Raw genomic sequence first — 16,427 nt, 5'->3', positions numbered from 1 at the left:
GCCGCCGGGCAGGTTGATGTTCACAGGTGGGGCACCTCGATCCGGCGGCCCTCGGCGGACGAGCGCAGGCCCAGCTCGGCGAGCTGCACGCCGCGCGCGCCCGAGGCGAAGTCGTTCGGGAACGGCGCGTCCTCGAGCACGTGGCGGATGAACTGCTCCCACTGGATCTTGAAGCCGTTGTCGAAGTCGGCGTTGTCCGGCACTTCCTGCCAGCCCTCGCGGAAGCGGGCCGTGGCGGGCAGGTCGGGGTTCCAGACCGGCTTGGGGGTGGCGGCGCGGTGCTGGAAGCGGCAGTTGCGCAGGCCCGCGACCGCGCTGCCGTGCGTGCCGTCCACCTGGAACTCCACCAGCTCGTCGCGGTTGACGCGGACGGTCCAGGAGGAGTTGATCTGGGCGATCACGCCGCCCGCCAGCTCGAAGATGCCGTACGCGGCGTCGTCGGCGGTGGCCGCGTAGGCCCTGCCCTGCTCGTCGACCCGCTGGGGAACGTGCGTCACGGCCTTGGCGTAGACGGACTCGACACGGCCGAACAGGTTCTCCATCACGTAGTGCCAGTGCGGGAACATGTCGAGCACGATGCCGCCACCGTCCTCGGCGCGGTAGTTCCACGACGGCCGCTGGGCCTCCTGCCAGTCGCCCTCGAACACCCAGTAGCCGAACTCACCCCGCACCGAGAGGATCTGGCCGAAGAAGCCGCCGTCGATGAGCCGCTTCAGCTTGAGCAGGCCCGGCAGGAACAGCTTGTCCTGCACCACGCCGTTCTTGACACCCTTGGCCTCGGCCGCCTCCGCCAGCGCGACCGCCTCCTGGACGGACTCGGCCGTGGGCTTCTCGGCGTAGATGTGCTTGCCGGCCTCGATGGCCTTGAGCACCGCCTTCACCCTGGCGCCCGTGACCTGGGCGTCGAAGTAGATGAGATTGTCGTCGTCGGCCAGGGCCGAGTCGAGGTCAGTGGTGTAGCGGGAAATGTGGTGATCGGCAGCGATCTTGGAAAGCTTGTCCGCGCTCCTGCCCACCAGGACCGGCCTGAGCTTGACCCGGCTGCCGTCGGAGAGGACCACCCCGCCCTGCTCGTTGATGGCCAGAACCGAACGGACCAGGTGCTGGCGGTAGCCCATCCGGCCGGTGACGCCGTTCATCACGACGCCGATGGTGCGCACGCTCATGAGGATCCTTTCACGGAAAGCGCTTTCCCGAACGGTAAGGCCGCCCCCGTGGGGGCGTCAAGGGGGCCGTACCTAGAGCTCGCCCTTGGTCTCCAGGCGGGCCAGGGCCTTGGCGAGCGGATGGGCGGTGAGGGAGAGCTGCCATTCGCGGGCGCCGAGCCCGCGCAGCCGGGTGGTCACGGCGTCGTCGGTGATCTCTTCCGGCGGCTCCCAGGTGAGCCTGCGCACCGCGTCGGGCTGCAGCAGGTTCTCCGTGGGCATGCGATGCTCGTCGGCGAGCGCGGCCACGACGGCGCGGGCGGCGGCGAGTCGTTTGGCCGCCGCCGGATCGCGGTCGGCCCAGCGGTTGGCCGGGGGCGGCCCGTCGCCGGGCGTGCTCGGCTGTGGCAGCTGGGATTCGGGCAGCCCGCGCGCCCTGCTCACCGCGGCCAGCCAGTCGGTCATGTGCCTGCGCGCGCTGCGTCCGGTGAACGCCGAGATCTCGGTGAGCGCCTTCTTGGTGCGCGGCACCTCCAGCGCGGCCGTGACGATCGCCGAGTCGGGCAGTACCCGGCCGGGCGCCAGGTCGCTCTCGCGGGCGATGCGGTCGCGCATGGTCCACAGCTCACGCACGATCGCCAGCGCCCGCATGTTGCGTACCTTGTGGATGCCCGACGTACGCCGCCACGGATCGGAGCGGGGGACCGGCGGCGGGGTGTTGAGCACGGCGGCGAACTCCTCGCGCGCCCACTCCAGCTTGCCGCTCTCCACCAGTTCGCCGTGGAGCACGTCGCGGAGCTCGACCAGCACCTCGACGTCGAGCGCGGCGTAGCGCAGCCAGTCTTCCGGCAGTGGCCTGGTCGACCAGTCGGCCGCCGAGTGGCCCTTCTCCAGCCGCAGCCCCAGCACGGTCTCGACCATCGTGCCGAGCCCCACCCGCTCGTAGCCGAGCAACCGGCCCGCCAGCTCGGTGTCGAACATGTCACGCGGCCTGAACCCGACCTCCAGCAGGCACGCCAGATCCTGCGAGGCGGCGTGCAGCACGATCTCCGCGCCCGACACGGCCTCGTCCAGCTCCGACAGGTCGGGGCAGGCGATCGGGTCGATCAGCGCGCTGCCCGCGCCCGCCCGGCGCAGCTGCACCAGGTAAGCGCGGTTGCCGTAGCGGTAGCCGGAGGCCCGCTCGGCGTCGACCGCCACGGGACCGGTGCCGGCCCCGAAGGCCTCGACGACGCGCGCCAAAGACGCGGCATCCTCGACGACCGGCGGGATGCCTTCACGCGGCTCCAGCAGCGGGACGACGGTTCGTTCTTCTGTCATGAGTTCACCGACCTCATGACCCTTGTGCGGTATTGACTGGTGCCCTCACTTCGTACGGTCACTCTCCGGATCTTCACGTCGGCGTGGCATGGCGGCCACGTCGGGAGGGAGCGGCGGGATCCCGGCCGCCAGGCACATGAGATCGCACCAGGCGGCCACATGGCCGGAGAGATCCTCATGCGCGGGCGACCAGGACGCCCTCAGCTCTAGCTCGGTGGTGACCGGATCTTCGGCCTTGTTGCCGAACCCCTCGGACACGGCTCTAGTCACGGTACCGCCAGCGGCGGAGTAGTCGGCCTGATGGGCCTCGAGCGCCTCGGTGAGCCAGCTCCACGCGACGGGACCGAGCAGGGGGTCGGAGGTGATCTCCGGCTCCATGTCGGCCCTGACGTAGGCGACCAGCCGGAACGGGCCCTCCCAGCCGCGCTGGCCGTCGGGGTCGAAGAGCAGGATCAGCCTGCCGACCGCGAGCTCGTCGTCCTCGCGGTAGACCGAGGCGCCGATCGCGGCCGCGAAGGGGGCCAGCCGCTGGGGCGCGGGCAGGTCTTCGAGCTCGATCTCCGGCCGGACCTCGGCCTGACGCAGGCTTTCGACCGCGCGCCTGAAGGAGGCGGGGGCCGGTGGCTGCTCACCGAGGGTCATAGCCGAAGCGTAGGTCGAAGACGGGCGGAAGGGGACCACGGGGGTGCTCATAGTTCGCGATCAAACCGATGCCATAGCTAGCTGACGGACCGGCAGAGTGATCCCGCCGAGGATGATCGCGTGACCGCAGTCGAGGCAGGCCCACTCCGGACAGTCGCCCGGCTCGTGCCCGTCGAGACACGGAGGCTGCTCGAACAGCCGCTCGCCGGCGCAGAGAGCGCAGTGCTCACTGCGGTGTCCTGGGGAACCCCACAACGCGGTCATCGCACCGGAGCCTTTCTTCGGGTCGTCGCTCCGACGTTGGCACGGCACGCTGACAATTCGCCGCAACGCGCTCGGCGTGTCCCGAAAGTGGATGCTGAATCGATGCCGCGCGGTGGCTTGGTCAACTTTTGGTCCAGACGAGACCGGCTTTCTGGTCGCCCATGGGGTGCCGACGACCCGTGTGCGCCGCCGATGCCGAGCCGACCGGTAAACATCCATCTGGCTATCTGATCATGATTTGGCCCAATCAATGCATACTTTTCCGACACCTCGCACCGGTTGCCGGACCAGCGCGAGGTCATGGCACCCTTGGAGGGTGAATCTCGCCGACTCAGCGTTCCTGCGCGCCTGCCGCCGCCAGCCCACTCCGCACACCCCGGTCTGGTACATGCGGATGGCAGGGCGCTCGCTACCCGAATACCTGAAGGTCCGCGAGGGCGTGCCGATGCTCACCGCGTGCGCGACGCCCGACATGATCGTCGAGATCACCCTGCAACCCGTCCGCCGCTACGGCGTCGACGCGGCCATCTTCTTCAGCGACATCGTCGTGCCGCTCAAGGCCATCGGCGTCGACCTCGACCTCAAGCCGGGAGTCGGCCCGGTCGTGGCCGACCCGATCCGCGACGCCGCCGGGATCGAGGCACTGCGCCCGCTGGAGCCCGGCGACGTGCCCTACGTGAGCGAGGCGATCAAGGCGCTGACCGGCGAGCTGGGCGCCACTCCGCTGATCGGCTTCGCGGGCGCGCCGTTCACGCTCGGCGCGTACCTCATCGAGGGCGGCCCGTCCAAGAACCATGACCGCACCAAGGCCATGATGTACGGCGACCCGAAGCTGTGGCACGCGCTGATGGACCGGCTCAGCGACATCGTCCTGGAGCACCTGCGCATCCAGATCCGGGCCGGGGCGTCGGCCGTCCAGCTGTTCGACTCTTGGGTGGGCGCGGTGGCCCCCGACGACTACCGCGAGTTCGTGCTGCCCCACACGCGCCGGATCTTCGACGGGCTGGCCGACCTCGACGTGCCGCGCATCCACTTCGGCGTGGGCACCGGCGAGCTGCTGAGCCTGTTCGGCGAGGCCGGGGCCGACGTGGTGGGGGTCGACTGGCGGGTGCCGCTCGACGAGGCCGCCCGCCGGGTGGGGCCGGGCAAGGCGCTGCAGGGCAACCTCGACCCCGCCCTCCTCCTGGCCCCGTGGGAGGTCGTCGAGCGCAAGGCCCGCGAGGTGCTGCGCCGTGGCGAGGCGGCCGAGGGCCACGTCTTCAACCTCGGTCACGGCGTGCTGCCCTCGACCGACCCCGACCAGCTCAAGCGGCTGACCGACCTGGTTCACGAAGCCTGAGTCTCCGCCGGGGTCGGTGCCGGGCGCGCCGGGCGGCGGCGCCGTACGAGGAAGACCACCAGGGCGGTCAGGGGCACGACCACGATCAGCCACGGCAGCAGCACGCCGACGACCGTCAGCGCGACCTTCACGAACCCGACCAGCGCCGCCCAGCCCGACTTCAGGCCGCCGAGGAAGCCGGCCGGCTCCTCCGACGGCTCCTCCACGACCGTGACGGGGCCGACCAGGCGGAGCGTGAGCGTGGCCATGCCGACCTGGGTGGCGAGCTCCTTCTGCTGGGACTGCAGTGACTCCAGGTCGGCCTCGCGGTCGGAGATCTCCCGCTCGACCTGTAGGACCTGGCCGATCGTGTCGGCCTTCTTCAGCAGCGTGCGCAGCGATTCGAGGGCCTGCTGCGCTGACTTCAACCGGCTGTTGACGTCGGCCACCTGCAGCGTGACGTCCTGGGTGCCCTGCTGGACCGACAACTGCTTGCCGAGGTTCTTGCCGAGCGTGGTGAGCACCTCGCCGTAGCGGGCGGGCGGGATCTTGAACTCCAGCATGGCGCTGGCCTCGCTGCCCTCGGCGGAGTTCGACTCCTCCTTCGACAGGTAGCCGCCGGCCGCGGTGACGATCTGCTTGGCCTGGAGCGCCGCCCCCGTGACCTCCTTGGCCCGTACGGTCATGCTCGCGGTGTAGATGACCTGGCGGTCCTGCTGGGTGACTTTGACGTTCGAGGCGATGTTCTCGGCGGATTTGGCGGCCGGCTGCTTTTGCGGGGTGGACGCGCTGTCCTGGGCGGCCGTCGAGTCCCTGCTCTGGCCGGACGCCGCGTCGGGTGCCGACGCCGGGGCGATGGCCTCGCCGGATTGGAGGGACGCCTCGCCACCACCACAGCCGGACAGGACCAGGACCGCGCAGGCGGCCGATAACGCTACGCCGTACCGGAATCTCTCCATGTACATAAGACGGGCGGCGGCTCGGGCGGGTTTGACGGCGGGCGTCACGGTCCGGTCACACGCGTGCTTCCCCCGAAAGGCTGGTCGAGCACATAAGGCGGTAGCGTCTGGAGCGTGGTAGGGAAACAGGCGCACGTGGTCGTCATCGGGGGCGGGATCTCCGGGCTGGCCGCCGCGTGGTACCTCAAGCAGGGCGCGGGCGAGCGCGTGAAGGTGACCGTGCTGGAAGGCAGCCCGCGCATCGGCGGCAAGCTGCTCGTCTCCGAGGTCGCGGGCGTCGACGTCGACGCCGGCGCGGAGGCCATGCTGGCCAGGCGGCCCGAGGGCAAGGAGCTGGCCAAGGCCGTCGGGCTCGGCGACGACCTGGTGGACCCCGGTGTCACCCGCGCCGCCATCTACACCCGGGGCGCGCTGCGGCCGATGCCCAAGGGGCAGGTCATGGGAGTGCCCGCCGACCTCATGGAGCTGGCGAAGTCCGGCATCGTGTCGCCCGGCGGGCTGGCGCGCGTGCCGCTCGACCAGATCCTGCCTCCCACCCTGGTACGCACCGACGTCTCCGTGGCCTCCTACATCCGGGCCAGGATGGGCGGCGAGGTGCTCGACCGGCTGGTCGAGCCGCTGCTCGGCGGTGTCTACGCGGGCCGGGCCGACCGGCTGTCGCTGGAGGCCACGATGCCGGGGATCGCCGCCGCCGCGCGCGCCGAGCGTTCGCTGCTCACGGTGACCAGGCAGATCGTGGAGGAGACGCCCCGGGACGCGGGTCCCGTCTTCACCTCGCTCAGAACCGGGCTCGGCAGCCTGCCGGAAGCGGTCGCCAAGGCGTCGGGCGCCGACGTCAGGACCGGCGTCACCGTACGCGAACTGCACCGCACCGAACACGGCTGGCAGCTCGTGACCGGGCCCGTTCCGAGGCCCGAGATCATCGACGCGGACGCGGTGATCGTCGCCACGCCGGGCGCCCCCGCCGCCAGGCTGCTGCGGGCCGAGGTGCCCAAGGCGGCGAGCGAGCTGGACCGGATCGACTACGCCAGCATGGCCATCGTCACCCTGGCCTATCCCGTCGACGCCTTCCCCTCACCGCCGACGGGCAGCGGCTACCTCGTCCCGCCGGTCGAGGGGCGGCCGGTCAAGGCGGTCACGTTCAGCTCGGTCAAGTGGCCGCACCTGGCGGGCGACCTGGTGCTGGTGCGCTGCTCCATCGGCCGGATCGGCGAGGAACAGGTGCTCCAGCGCGACGACCCCGAACTCGTCTCGCTGGCCACGGCCGAGATGGGCGGCGTGATGGGCGTACGCGGGCTGCCGGTCGACACCCGGGTGTCGCGCTGGGGCGGGGCGCTGCCGCAGTACAACGTCGGCCACCTCGACCGGGTGGCCCGCATCCGCGCGGCGGTCGCCATGCAACCCGGGCTGGCGGTGTGCGGGGCGGCCTACGACGGGCTCGGCATCCCCGCGTGCGTCTCCACCGCGCGTACGGCCGCGGCCCGGATTCTGGACCACCTCTCGCCGGAAGGACAATGAACTCATGACTGAAGGCGCACCGCGGCCGAAGGCCCGCGATCTGAACCAGGTGATCCGTTACACGATGTGGTCCGTCTTCAAGGCGACCGACGCGTGTCCCGACAACCGCGAGAGCATGACCGGCGAGGTGGTCGACCTGCTGGAGGAGGCGGCGCTGAAGGACGTCGTCACCCGCGGTCTCTACGACGTGGCGGGGTTCCGGGCCGACGCCGACTACATGTTCTGGTGGCACGCGCCGACGGCCGAGGACCTGCAGGACGTCTACTCCCGCTTCCGCCGCACCGCGCTCGGCCGCCACAGCGCGCCGGTCTGGTCGGCGATGGCGCTGCACCGGCCGGCCGAGTTCAACAAGTCGCACATCCCGGCCTTCCTGGCCGAGGAGGAGCCGCGAGCCTATGTGAGCGTCTACCCGTTCGTCCGTTCGCTGGAGTGGTACCTGCTCGACGACACCGAGCGGCGGGCGATGCTGGCCGAGCACGGTCACATGGCGCGTGACTATCCGGACGTACGGGCCAACACGGTGTCGTGCTTCGCGCTGAACGACTACGAGTGGATGCTGGCGTTCGAGGCCGACGAGCTGCACCGGATCGTCGACCTGATGCGTCATCTGCGGGGGGCCAAGGCGCGCGAGCACACGCGCATCGAGGTGCCCTTCTACACGGGTGTACGCAAGCCCGTCCAGGAGCTCGTCGCGGCGCTGCCGTAGCCACTCTCGTCACTGGCGCCCCAAGTTGGGGATCCAACTGAATTGATCTACCGCCTCTTGTCACAATCATGGGACTTCCCTTGCCTGTGCGGTGCTGAGCGAGGGTGTCACGTTCCAAGGGGGCGGGCGGAGTGCGGCGGTCGGAAGGGCACGGCTCTGGGCGACACGCGGCGGAACGATCCAGCACGCCCCCGCCGGGCCGTCGCACGCTCTTCGAACCTCCACGGAGTGCGGCGGGTCGTCGCACGCTCTTCGAACCTGCCGAGCGGCCTCCGCCGGGCCGCCGCACGCTCTTCGAACCCCCCGAGCGGCGTGCGGCGGTCTCCGCGTACGAGCCGTCGCCGAGGTCTCGGCGGGCTGGGCGGCGGCGCCGTCCCCAGGCCCGGCGTCCATGGGCCGTGGGGCTGTTCGCGGGGGCGGTGGTGCTGGCGGGCACGGCCCTGTGGCTGCTCGGCACGGACGGCACGCCGGCGCCCCGATCGGAGGCGAGCCGGAGCGTCTTGGAAGACGTGCGCCCGTCCGGAGGTACGAATTCCGGCACCGACAGCGGTTCGGCCGGGGACGGCGGTTCGGGAGAGCCGGACCTCGCGCGGGGCGGCACGACCCGCATCCCGATGAGCGTCGTCCCGACCCCGGCGAGCACCCCTCGCTCCGGAGGCGCTCTACCCTCGGGCGGCTCGAAGAACGGCACCCCGGCCGGCGCCACGCCGGGGTCGGTCACAGGAGGCGAACCCCAGGCTGAAGCTCCCCTGGACGCCGGGGCCGTCGACCCGTCGACGGGAGACGACCCGTCCGACTACAAGGCCGACGGGCCCTCGACGCACACCGACCAGGAAGCGGCCGAGTACTTCCGTACGCATTGGCCCCCGGACGACAAGGCGGCCAAACGCCTCAAGGACATCCGCAGCGTGGGCGGATATCTCCGCATTTATACCGACCTCCCGGAGTCGGCCGGCAACTCCAGCCAGGCCATCACCCTGTGCGAACGCGGCCTGCAGTACCTGAGGGAGATCGGTGAGCCGAACCCGATCGTCTTCGTCCAGGCCAAGTTCGGTGAGAACGGCAACCCGGTCCTGGCCAACATCCTCGGCCCCGCCGACAAGAGCTGCCGCGTCACCCACCCCGAACCCGACTAACCGCGCCCTCCGCACGTACCGCTTCATCCCCGGCACCGCGACCGATCGCCGCTCCCGCTCCCGCTCCCCAGGAGGTCCCGAGCGGTCGCCGTTCCCGCTCTCCGGAAGGTCCCGAGCGGTCGCCGTTCCAGCTCCCCAGAAGGACCCCAGCGCTCCCGCTCCCCAGAAGGACCTCAGCCGAAGTACGGCGGGGAGTGCGGAAACGTGGGCCAGTCGTGATGACATGCGAAATACGGGACCAGCCGCCCGCCCGCACCAGGGAAGACGACCGGCTCCCGGCTGGTTGGATCTGTGTGATCGACATTTTTGACAGCGGGCGAGGGGGCCTTTCGTGAGCGAGATCAAGCGAGCACTGGTGATGGGCGGCGGCGGGGTCGTCGGGATCGCGTGGACCACCGGCGTGCTGGCCGCCCTGGCTGTCGGCGGAGTGGACGTGGCCGGCTCCGCCGACAAGATCATCGGCACCTCGGCGGGATCCACCGTCGCCGCGCAGATCACCAGCGGCCTGTCGCTCCCCGAACTCCTCGAACGCCAGACCAACCCCGCCCTCCAGGCCCCCGAGCTCCAGAGCGGCGTGCCCATGGACCAGTTGTGGGCGACCTTCCAGCAGATCTACGAGAGCACAGAGGACCCGGCCGAGCAGCGGCGCAGGATCGGTGCGATGGCTCTGGCCACGGACACCGTCAGCGAAGCCGAACGCCGCAAGGTGATCGAGGCGCGCCTGCCCGCGCACAGCTGGCCCGACCGCGACCTAGTCATCGTGGCCGTGGAGGCGGTCACGGGCGAGCCCGCCCTGTTCAGGCCCGGCTCGGGCGTGGCGCTGGTCGACGCGGTCGCGGCGAGTTGCGCGGTCCCGGGCGTCTGGCCACCGGTGACGATCGACGGCGTGCGCTATGTCGACGGCGGTATCCGCTCAACGATCAACGCCGACCTCGCCTCCGGCTACGACCGGATCCTCATCCTCGCGCCGATGCCCGAACTTCTTCCCGGCTTCGAGGCGGTGGGCGGACAGATCGAGGTGATCGAGCCCGACGAGGCGTCAGTGGCGGCGGCCGGCGCCGACCCGCTCGACCCTGGGGTGCGCGGCGTCAGCGCCGAGGCGGGATACGCCCAGGGCGCCGCGCTCGTCGACCGCGTCGCCGCGCTGTGGACGTGACCAAGACGTTCTCCTGAGCGAGAACGGCTCTCTTCAGGCAGGCAGCCTCGACCGGGCGCTCGTCGGGAGCGCCCGGTCAGCGCACTCGGGTGCGGGTCTTGAAGCACACTTCGCACCGCTGGGTGACGATGCGGCCGATGGCCTCGATCGTGAACCAGCGGTGGCGGAGATGAACAAGGTTCACGGCCGTGTTCTTACCCGCCCCGCACGGTCGATACGCGGTGTCGCCGGTTGTTCACGCACTGGGTTCGAGTCGCAGGGACACGGAGTTGATGCAGTAACGGTCGTCCGTCGGTGTGGCGTACCCCTCGCCGTGGAAGACGTGGCCCAGGTGGGAGTCGCAGCGCGCGCACCGCACCTCGGTCCGCACCATGCCGTGGCTGGAGTCCTCGATCAGCCGGACCGCCGCCGAATCCGACGGCTGGAAGAAGCTCGGCCACCCGCAGTGCGACTCGAACTTCGTGTCCGACCTGAACAGCTCAGCCCCGCACGCCCGGCAGGAGTAGACGCCCTCGGTCTTCGTGTCGACGTACTCGCCGGTGAACGGGCGCTCTGTGCCCGCCTCCCTGAGCACGTGGAACTCATCGGGAGAGAGCTGGATGCGCCACTCGGCATCGCTCTTGACCACCTTTTCCATGCTTCCAGCGTACGAGATACGGCAAAAAGAGATCTCCGTCGGGTGAAGCATCCCTTCTGGGACTAATTCGCGTCTTTGACGACAAGGGGGTGTCGTCACCTCCTGCCCAGAGGTGAGATCACTCGCCGGAACGTCTGGGCGGCACAGCCCACGCCCGTGCTGGCGCCGCCGACGATCCGACAACCGGCCGGGTGGCGCGCCAGCGCCCGGAACGGTGCTGAGTGATCTTTAGGTCCGTCCCGTCGAGCCCCCGGTCCCGCCACCGCGGCGGCTCCGGGCCGGGCCGCCTCACCCATCTCACATTCACAATCTTTGTTCTTCTTTACGGCAGGCACGGTGAGCCCCACCCGCCTTACGAGGCTGGGGTCTGTCCAGGGGCACGCTCCTCCGGTGGAGGGGGCTGGGCGCCGTGACGTGCGCATGATGGGCCGAGTTTCGTGGTCGATGCGTGGGCAGGCGTTCGGCCTTACCCGATCCGCTGCAGGGCCTTCTCGCGGCGTTCGGCCACGCTGGAACCTGACTCCCGGCGGGCCATCCGGCGCAGGACGATCGGCGCGAGTAGCAGGCCGAGTACGGCCCAGGCGCCGAGCACCCCGATGGTCTCCGGGTGTCGCCAGGATTCGCCGATCTCGACGGCGGCCGCGCTGCCGGGCAGCAGGGCCGAGCGCATGCCGAGGCCGAGCCAGTAGATCGGGAAGGCCTGGGCGATCCACTGCACCCACTCCGGCAGCACCGTGAGCGGGTAGAAGATTCCGGAGATCGCGATCATGCCCAAAATCGGGAGCGTGAGCAGTCCCTGGCCGCGCACGCTGACGAACACCGATCCCAGCACCGCGCCGATCGGCAGGGTCGCCACCAGCCCCAGTGCCAGCACCCAGCTCAGGGTCAGCCAGGAGCCCGGGTCGCTGATCGCGAGACCGGAGACGAGGAACATGCCGGGAATCAGAAAGATCGCAAGGTCGACGAGCAGGCCGCCGGACACCGAGACGATCTTGCCGAGCAGGTAGCCCACCATTCCGTTCGGCGTCGCCTTCGCGCGCAGCAGGGTCCCGTCCTCGCGGTCGGCGGTGAGCTGCTGGCTCATGCTCATCATGGACATCGCGGCGTTCATGCCGAGGATGCTCGGCAGTGCCAGGGTGCCGAGGGAGAACCCGCTCTGCCCGAAGGACACGTCCCGCAGGAAGAACGTGGTGATCAGCATCAACGTGGGCCAGAAGAAGTGGTTGACCAGATCTCCGGCGTTGGTGAGCGACTGCCGCAGCTCGATCAGGCCCCGGGACCAGCCCGCACGCCATGCCATCGCGGTCGGACTCATCAGGCCACCTCTTCCGTGGGCACAGTCTCATTCGGGGTGGATTCCGCCTGGCGCACCAGGGAGAGGTAGGTGTCCTCCAGCGAGGCCCGGGTGACCTCGAGGTTCTCGATCGATTCGCCGTACTGCTTGAACAGGTCGAACACCAGCCGGGTCGACTCGGTGGTCGACTGCCGGAAGCTCTGCCCGTCACGAGTCCAGCGCACCTCGTCCTGACCGGCGATCTGCCGGGCGAGCTCCGCCGCCGTGCCGTCGGCGATGATCCGGCCTCCGTCGAGGATCAGGATGCGGTCGGCGAGTTTCTCGGCTTCGGCGAGATCGTGGGTGGTGAGCAGGATCGTGGTCTCTCCCGCGTCGGAGAGGCCTTCGATGAGTTCGTGGAAACCGCGCCGGGCCACCGGGTCGAGCCCGGCGGTGGGCTCGTCCAGGAACACCAGCTCAGGGCGGCCCACGAGACCGATCGCCACATCCAGCCGGCGCCGCTGGCCGCCGGAGAGCATCCTGACCTTCTTGTCCGCCTGCTCGGTCAGGCCGACCGCCGCGACGAGCTGATCCGCCTTCCACGGCCGTCTGATCGACTTGGTGGAGTAGGCGGCGTAGTACAGGCCGAGATGCTCCAGCAGCTCGCGGACCCGCCATTTGCCGTGGTCGCGCCAGGACTGCAGGACGATCCCCACCCGTGCCCGCCAATGCTCGTCGGCGTGTGCCGGATCGGTGCCGAGCACCTCGACCCGGCCTGCCGACCGTATCCGGAACCCCTCCATGATCTCGATCGAGGTGGTCTTTCCCGCGCCGTTCGGCCCGAGCAGGCACAGCACTTCGCCGTGATGCGCTCGGAAGTTCACGTCGTGCAGGACGTCGGTGGTGCCGTAGCGCATACGCAGGCCGCCGACATCGAGCACGACTTCGCTCGTCGCCATCGTCTCGCCTCTCGTGTGGTCGTGGTGGTTAAGGGCGCGCGGCTGGACCCGGCGAAGCATGTGAAGCCGATGGGCCGGGCTCTTGGGAGACGGGGGTCTCAGCCGCGGGCATGCAAGCAACTGTAGTTGACTAATTTGAAGTTAGTCAACGCGGGTTGCTTGGCGAGGGTGATCGCCGAGGTGGGAGTGCGGTGTGTGGTCGCTCGTCTCAGCCATTCCACGCGGATGGTTGTGCCGTCACGTCACGGCGCCCGGCCATCTCCACCGGAGGAGCGTTTCCCTGGACAGAGCCGGGCCCTGTGCGGTGGGTGGGGCTCACCCGGCCTGCCGTACAAGATCGAAAAAACAAAAGCGGTAAGTTGGGCGCATGGCGTCGCCGTTTGTTGAGATTGAGGTGGGGGAGCGGACCGTTAAGGTCACAAATCCCGACAAGGTGTACTTCCCGGAGATCGGGGCCACCAAGCGCGAGCTCGTCGAGTACTACGTGAGCGTCGGTGACGGCGCCCTGCGCGCGCTGAAGGACCGGCCGACCAACCTGAAACGCCATCCCGACGGGGTGCACAGTCCGGCGATCTACCAGAAGCGGATGCCGCCCAAGCATCCCGACTGGCTCCAGACCGTGACCGTCACGTTCCCCAGCGGGCGCAAGGCCGACTCGCTGCGCGTCACCGAGGTGGCCGCCATCGCCTACTGCGCGAACCTCGGCACCATCGACTTCCACCCCTGGCAGGTGCGCGCCGCCGACACCGAACACCCCGACGAGCTGCGCATCGACCTCGACCCGCAGCCCGGCCTGGAGTTCGACGCCGCGCGCAAGGCCGCGTTCCTGACCCGCGAGGTGCTGGACGAGCTGGGGATGACCGGGTTCGTGAAGACCTCGGGCAACCGCGGCGTGCACATCGCCGTGCGGATCGAGCCGCGCTGGGACTTCGTCCAGGTGCGGTACGCGGGCATCGCCCTGGCCAGAGCCGTCGAGGCGCGGGACCCCGGCCTGGTCACGACCGCCTGGTGGAAGGAGGAACGCGGCGAACGGGTCTTCATCGACTTCAACCAGAACGCCCGCGACCGCACCATAGCCAGTGCCTACTCCGTCAGGGCCAGGCCGGACGCCACCGTCTCCACCCCGCTCACCTGGGACGAGCTGGCGGACGCCGACCCGCGTGACTTCGACATCCGCACCGTCCCGGCCCGCTTCGCCAAGCTGGGTGACGTCCACGCCGCCATCGACGACCAGGCGTACTCGCTCGACACCCTGCTCGAATGGTTCGACGGCGACGAACGCGGCGACATGCCCTATCCCCCCAACTACCCGAAGATGCCCGGCGAGCCCAAGCGCGTGCAGCCCAGCAAGGCCAGGGACAGCGACCAAGACTGAGCTGACGGCGATCTCAGAGCCGCACCATCGGCAGGAACACCTGGTCGACGATCTCGATGAGGGTCTCGTCCGTGATCTCCGCGGCCTGGCCGAGCAGGTACTCCTGGCGCAGCATGACAACGGGCACGGACGCGACGCGCGGCCTCAGCGCCTCGGGGCGGGCCTCGCCGCGCGCGACCGCCCGGCCCAGGATGGTCATCATGAGGTTCGGCTCCTGGGCGAACTCCTCGTGCAGGTGGCGTCTGAGCTCAGGGTGGGCATGGATCTCGGACATCACGCCGCGCAGGATCTCGCCGCCGGTCGACGATCCCATGCGGGCCACCGCTCCGCGCAGTAGCAGCAGGACGTCGGATCGCAGCTCGCCCGTGTCCGGCAGGGCCGCCGGTCGTCGTACGAACTCGTGGTACGCGGCGAGCGCCAGCGCGGCACGGTTGGGCCAGCGGCGGTAGATCGCGGTCTTGTTGGTGCCGGCGCGCTGCGCCACCCGGTCGATGGTCAATCGGGTGTAGCCGCCGTCGGCCAGCTCGTCGAGGGTCGCCTGCAGCAGCGCCCGCTCCAGCTCGGCTCCTCGACGCCGGGAGCGCTTGTCGCCGGCGGCCTCCCTGACTGATGGCACCGTCACGGCTACTCCTTCTGGTTACGGTCCGGTTGGTCCCTTATTGCATCCTAGGGCCTCCAACTGTAAGGTCCTATCCGTCCCTTAATAGGGGACTTAAGTTGCATGCAACAGGCCTTCATCATCTCGGGGAGCCACCGATGAACAGATCCACCCTGCTCAAGACCCTCCTCCCGGATGTGGCGCTGCCCATCGCGGTGTACTACGCCTGCCGCAGGTTCGGCGTGGACGAGCAGGTCGCCCTCCTGCTGGGGGCGGCCGCCGCCCTCGTCCGGGTTCTGCTCGTGGCGGCCGTAAGGCGCCGGTTCAACGGCCTGGCCGCCCTGGTCTGCGGCGGTTTCGCGATCGGGCTGCTGCTGGCGTTCCTCACCGGCGACCCGCGATTCGTCCTGGCCAAGGAGTCGATCCTGTCGGGCTCGCTCGGACTCCTGCTGCTCGGCTCCTGCCTGGTGGGCCGCCCGCTCATGTACGCCCTCATGCGCCGCCTGACCGCCGACAACCCGCAGAAGCTGGCCGAATGGGAACGGCTCTGGCATTCCGCACCCGAGTTTCGGCGGCTGTTCCGCACGCTGACCCTCGTTTGGGGCGTCGGACTGCTCGCCGAGGCGATCATCCGGATCCCGCTCATCTATCGCCTGCCGCTCGACGTGATGACCGGCCTGTCCACGGTGCTGCAACTGGCCACGTTCGCGCTTCTGATCGGCTGGTCCCTGCTGTATCGGCAGCGGCGGATGGCCAAGGCCGCCCACTCGCGGTAACTGCCTGTCAGTCACTTCCGTGGTTTTCAGCCTGGAGGAAACGCTGAGTAAGTGACTGATTTCACTTCGGTCTCATTACTTGACTCTTGGTCTAATAATTCGCGAGGCTCTCTTTCTATCTCGGGGGCGTGACAACCGATTCGGGAGCCTTGTTATGACAAGAGCGCGACGTCTCGCAGCCGCCGGAGCCTTGGCGGCCTTCGTGGCCGGTGGCGTGAGCATGGTGGCGGGCATCGGAACCGCTTCAGCCGCCACACGGGACGAGCCGGCCACCTGCCTGCTGCCCATCCTGCCGTGTGAGGTCCAGCCGTCGCTCGCGGTGCCTGACCTGCCCATCCCCAACCTGCTCGACAGCAGGTCGAGTGCGCCCGAGCCGGACGACTCGTGGTCGCCGCCGCCGGACGAGCCGGAGCCCTCCAAGGAGCCCGACCGGCCGTGGAAGCCGGTCGACGAGGACGAGCACCGGATGCCGCAGGGCCATCCCGAGACGGGCGCGGGTGGACTGGTCCCCGAGCCGCCGGTGTGGCCGTTCGCCGCAGGCGGCGTCACGCTGCTCGCCGGGGCCGTGCTGACCGGGTTCGCCGTACGGCGGGGCAAGGGCGAGGAGGACGCGGAGAGGATGGCGCAGGCGGGCCTGCGATGACA

Annotated in this window: 16 protein-coding genes; 8 read left to right on the top strand and 8 right to left on the bottom strand. The window is 69.7% G+C overall.

Features of this window, described 5'->3' with window-relative positions:
* Window positions 1-20: 20 nt before the first annotated feature.
* The 3 genes from AB0B91_RS03075 to AB0B91_RS03065 form a co-directional block, all read right to left on the bottom strand.
* The gene (locus tag AB0B91_RS03075; protein ID WP_358314422.1) at window positions 21-1,166 is read right to left on the bottom strand and encodes a Gfo/Idh/MocA family oxidoreductase; all 1,146 of its coding nucleotides are present in this window, start codon (window positions 1,164-1,166) and stop codon (window positions 21-23) included.
* 72 nt (window positions 1,167-1,238) lie between these two features.
* Window positions 1,239-2,465 (bottom strand): ribonuclease D, encoded by a 1,227-nt coding sequence (locus AB0B91_RS03070; protein ID WP_358314419.1) that lies wholly within the window; start codon window positions 2,463-2,465, stop codon window positions 1,239-1,241.
* 45 nt (window positions 2,466-2,510) lie between these two features.
* Window positions 2,511-3,107, bottom strand: coding sequence for a DUF3000 domain-containing protein (locus AB0B91_RS03065; protein ID WP_219530972.1), 597 nt, complete (start codon window positions 3,105-3,107; stop codon window positions 2,511-2,513).
* 652 nt (window positions 3,108-3,759) lie between these two features.
* On the opposite strand from AB0B91_RS03065, the gene hemE reads away from it, so the two are divergent.
* Window positions 3,760-4,710, top strand: a complete 951-nt coding sequence (gene hemE, locus AB0B91_RS03060; protein WP_358315678.1) for a uroporphyrinogen decarboxylase — start codon at window positions 3,760-3,762, stop codon at window positions 4,708-4,710.
* On the opposite strand, the gene AB0B91_RS03055 is transcribed toward hemE, so the two are convergent.
* Window positions 4,698-5,648, bottom strand: a complete 951-nt coding sequence (locus AB0B91_RS03055; RefSeq protein ID WP_358314394.1) for a DUF4349 domain-containing protein — start codon at window positions 5,646-5,648, stop codon at window positions 4,698-4,700. The genes hemE and AB0B91_RS03055 overlap by 13 nt on opposite strands.
* Window positions 5,649-5,762: 114 nt before the next feature.
* On the opposite strand from AB0B91_RS03055, the gene hemG reads away from it, so the two are divergent.
* The 4 genes from hemG to AB0B91_RS03035 all read left to right on the top strand — a co-directional run bounded on the left by hemG (window position 5,763) and on the right by AB0B91_RS03035 (window position 10,164).
* Window positions 5,763-7,166: a protoporphyrinogen oxidase gene (hemG, locus tag AB0B91_RS03050; protein WP_358314391.1), complete on the top strand. Its 1,404-nt coding sequence runs from the start codon at window positions 5,763-5,765 to the stop codon at window positions 7,164-7,166.
* Between the two features lie 4 nt (window positions 7,167-7,170).
* Window positions 7,171-7,872 (top strand): hydrogen peroxide-dependent heme synthase, encoded by a 702-nt coding sequence (hemQ, locus tag AB0B91_RS03045; protein ID WP_358314388.1) that lies wholly within the window; start codon window positions 7,171-7,173, stop codon window positions 7,870-7,872.
* Window positions 7,873-8,270: 398 nt separating this feature from the next.
* Complete coding sequence (locus tag AB0B91_RS03040) at window positions 8,271-9,008, top strand: hypothetical protein (RefSeq protein WP_358314385.1); 738 nt, start codon at window positions 8,271-8,273, stop codon at window positions 9,006-9,008.
* A gap of 331 nt (window positions 9,009-9,339) precedes the next feature.
* Window positions 9,340-10,164 carry a patatin-like phospholipase family protein gene (locus tag AB0B91_RS03035; protein ID WP_358314382.1) on the top strand — a complete coding sequence of 275 codons (825 nt, stop codon included), beginning with the start codon at window positions 9,340-9,342 and terminating at the stop codon, window positions 10,162-10,164.
* Between the two features lie 235 nt (window positions 10,165-10,399).
* Here the strand turns inward: AB0B91_RS03035 and msrB are convergent, their stop codons facing one another.
* From msrB to AB0B91_RS03020, 3 genes are all read right to left on the bottom strand, one after another.
* A complete protein-coding gene (msrB, locus tag AB0B91_RS03030) occupies window positions 10,400-10,801 on the bottom strand; it encodes a peptide-methionine (R)-S-oxide reductase MsrB (RefSeq protein WP_358314379.1) in 402 nt (133 codons plus the stop codon).
* 466 nt (window positions 10,802-11,267) lie between these two features.
* Entirely contained in the window at window positions 11,268-12,116 is an 849-nt protein-coding gene (locus AB0B91_RS03025) for an ABC transporter permease (RefSeq protein WP_358314376.1), read from the bottom strand.
* Window positions 12,116-13,033 carry an ABC transporter ATP-binding protein gene (locus tag AB0B91_RS03020; RefSeq protein WP_358314373.1) on the bottom strand — a complete coding sequence of 306 codons (918 nt, stop codon included), beginning with the start codon at window positions 13,031-13,033 and terminating at the stop codon, window positions 12,116-12,118. The genes AB0B91_RS03025 and AB0B91_RS03020 overlap by 1 nt, the downstream gene beginning before the upstream one ends.
* Window positions 13,034-13,400: 367 nt before the next feature.
* Between AB0B91_RS03020 and ligD the strand changes: the two genes are divergently transcribed.
* Entirely contained in the window at window positions 13,401-14,408 is a 1,008-nt protein-coding gene (ligD, locus tag AB0B91_RS03015; RefSeq protein ID WP_358314370.1) for a non-homologous end-joining DNA ligase, read from the top strand.
* 13 nt (window positions 14,409-14,421) lie between these two features.
* Here ligD and AB0B91_RS03010 read toward each other — a convergent pair whose 3' ends face one another.
* On the bottom strand, window positions 14,422-15,030 hold the full coding sequence (locus AB0B91_RS03010; protein ID WP_358314367.1) for a TetR/AcrR family transcriptional regulator: 609 nt from the start codon (window positions 15,028-15,030) through the stop codon (window positions 14,422-14,424).
* Window positions 15,031-15,164: 134 nt separating this feature from the next.
* Between AB0B91_RS03010 and AB0B91_RS03005 the strand changes: the two genes are divergently transcribed.
* Together AB0B91_RS03005 and AB0B91_RS03000 are read left to right on the top strand one after the other, a co-directional pair.
* The gene (locus tag AB0B91_RS03005; RefSeq protein ID WP_358314364.1) at window positions 15,165-15,782 is read left to right on the top strand and encodes a VC0807 family protein; all 618 of its coding nucleotides are present in this window, start codon (window positions 15,165-15,167) and stop codon (window positions 15,780-15,782) included.
* Between the two features lie 154 nt (window positions 15,783-15,936).
* Window positions 15,937-16,425 carry a hypothetical protein gene (locus tag AB0B91_RS03000; RefSeq protein WP_358314361.1) on the top strand — a complete coding sequence of 163 codons (489 nt, stop codon included), beginning with the start codon at window positions 15,937-15,939 and terminating at the stop codon, window positions 16,423-16,425.
* Window positions 16,426-16,427: the final 2 nt, after the last annotated feature.

The organism is Nonomuraea sp. NPDC049141, from assembly GCF_040648415.1.
In the GTDB taxonomy this organism is placed as follows: Bacteria; Actinomycetota; Actinomycetes; order Streptosporangiales; family Streptosporangiaceae; genus Nonomuraea.
The sequence above is the reverse complement of the archived record's forward strand: the minus strand, read 5'-3'. Positions and strand labels throughout refer to the sequence as shown.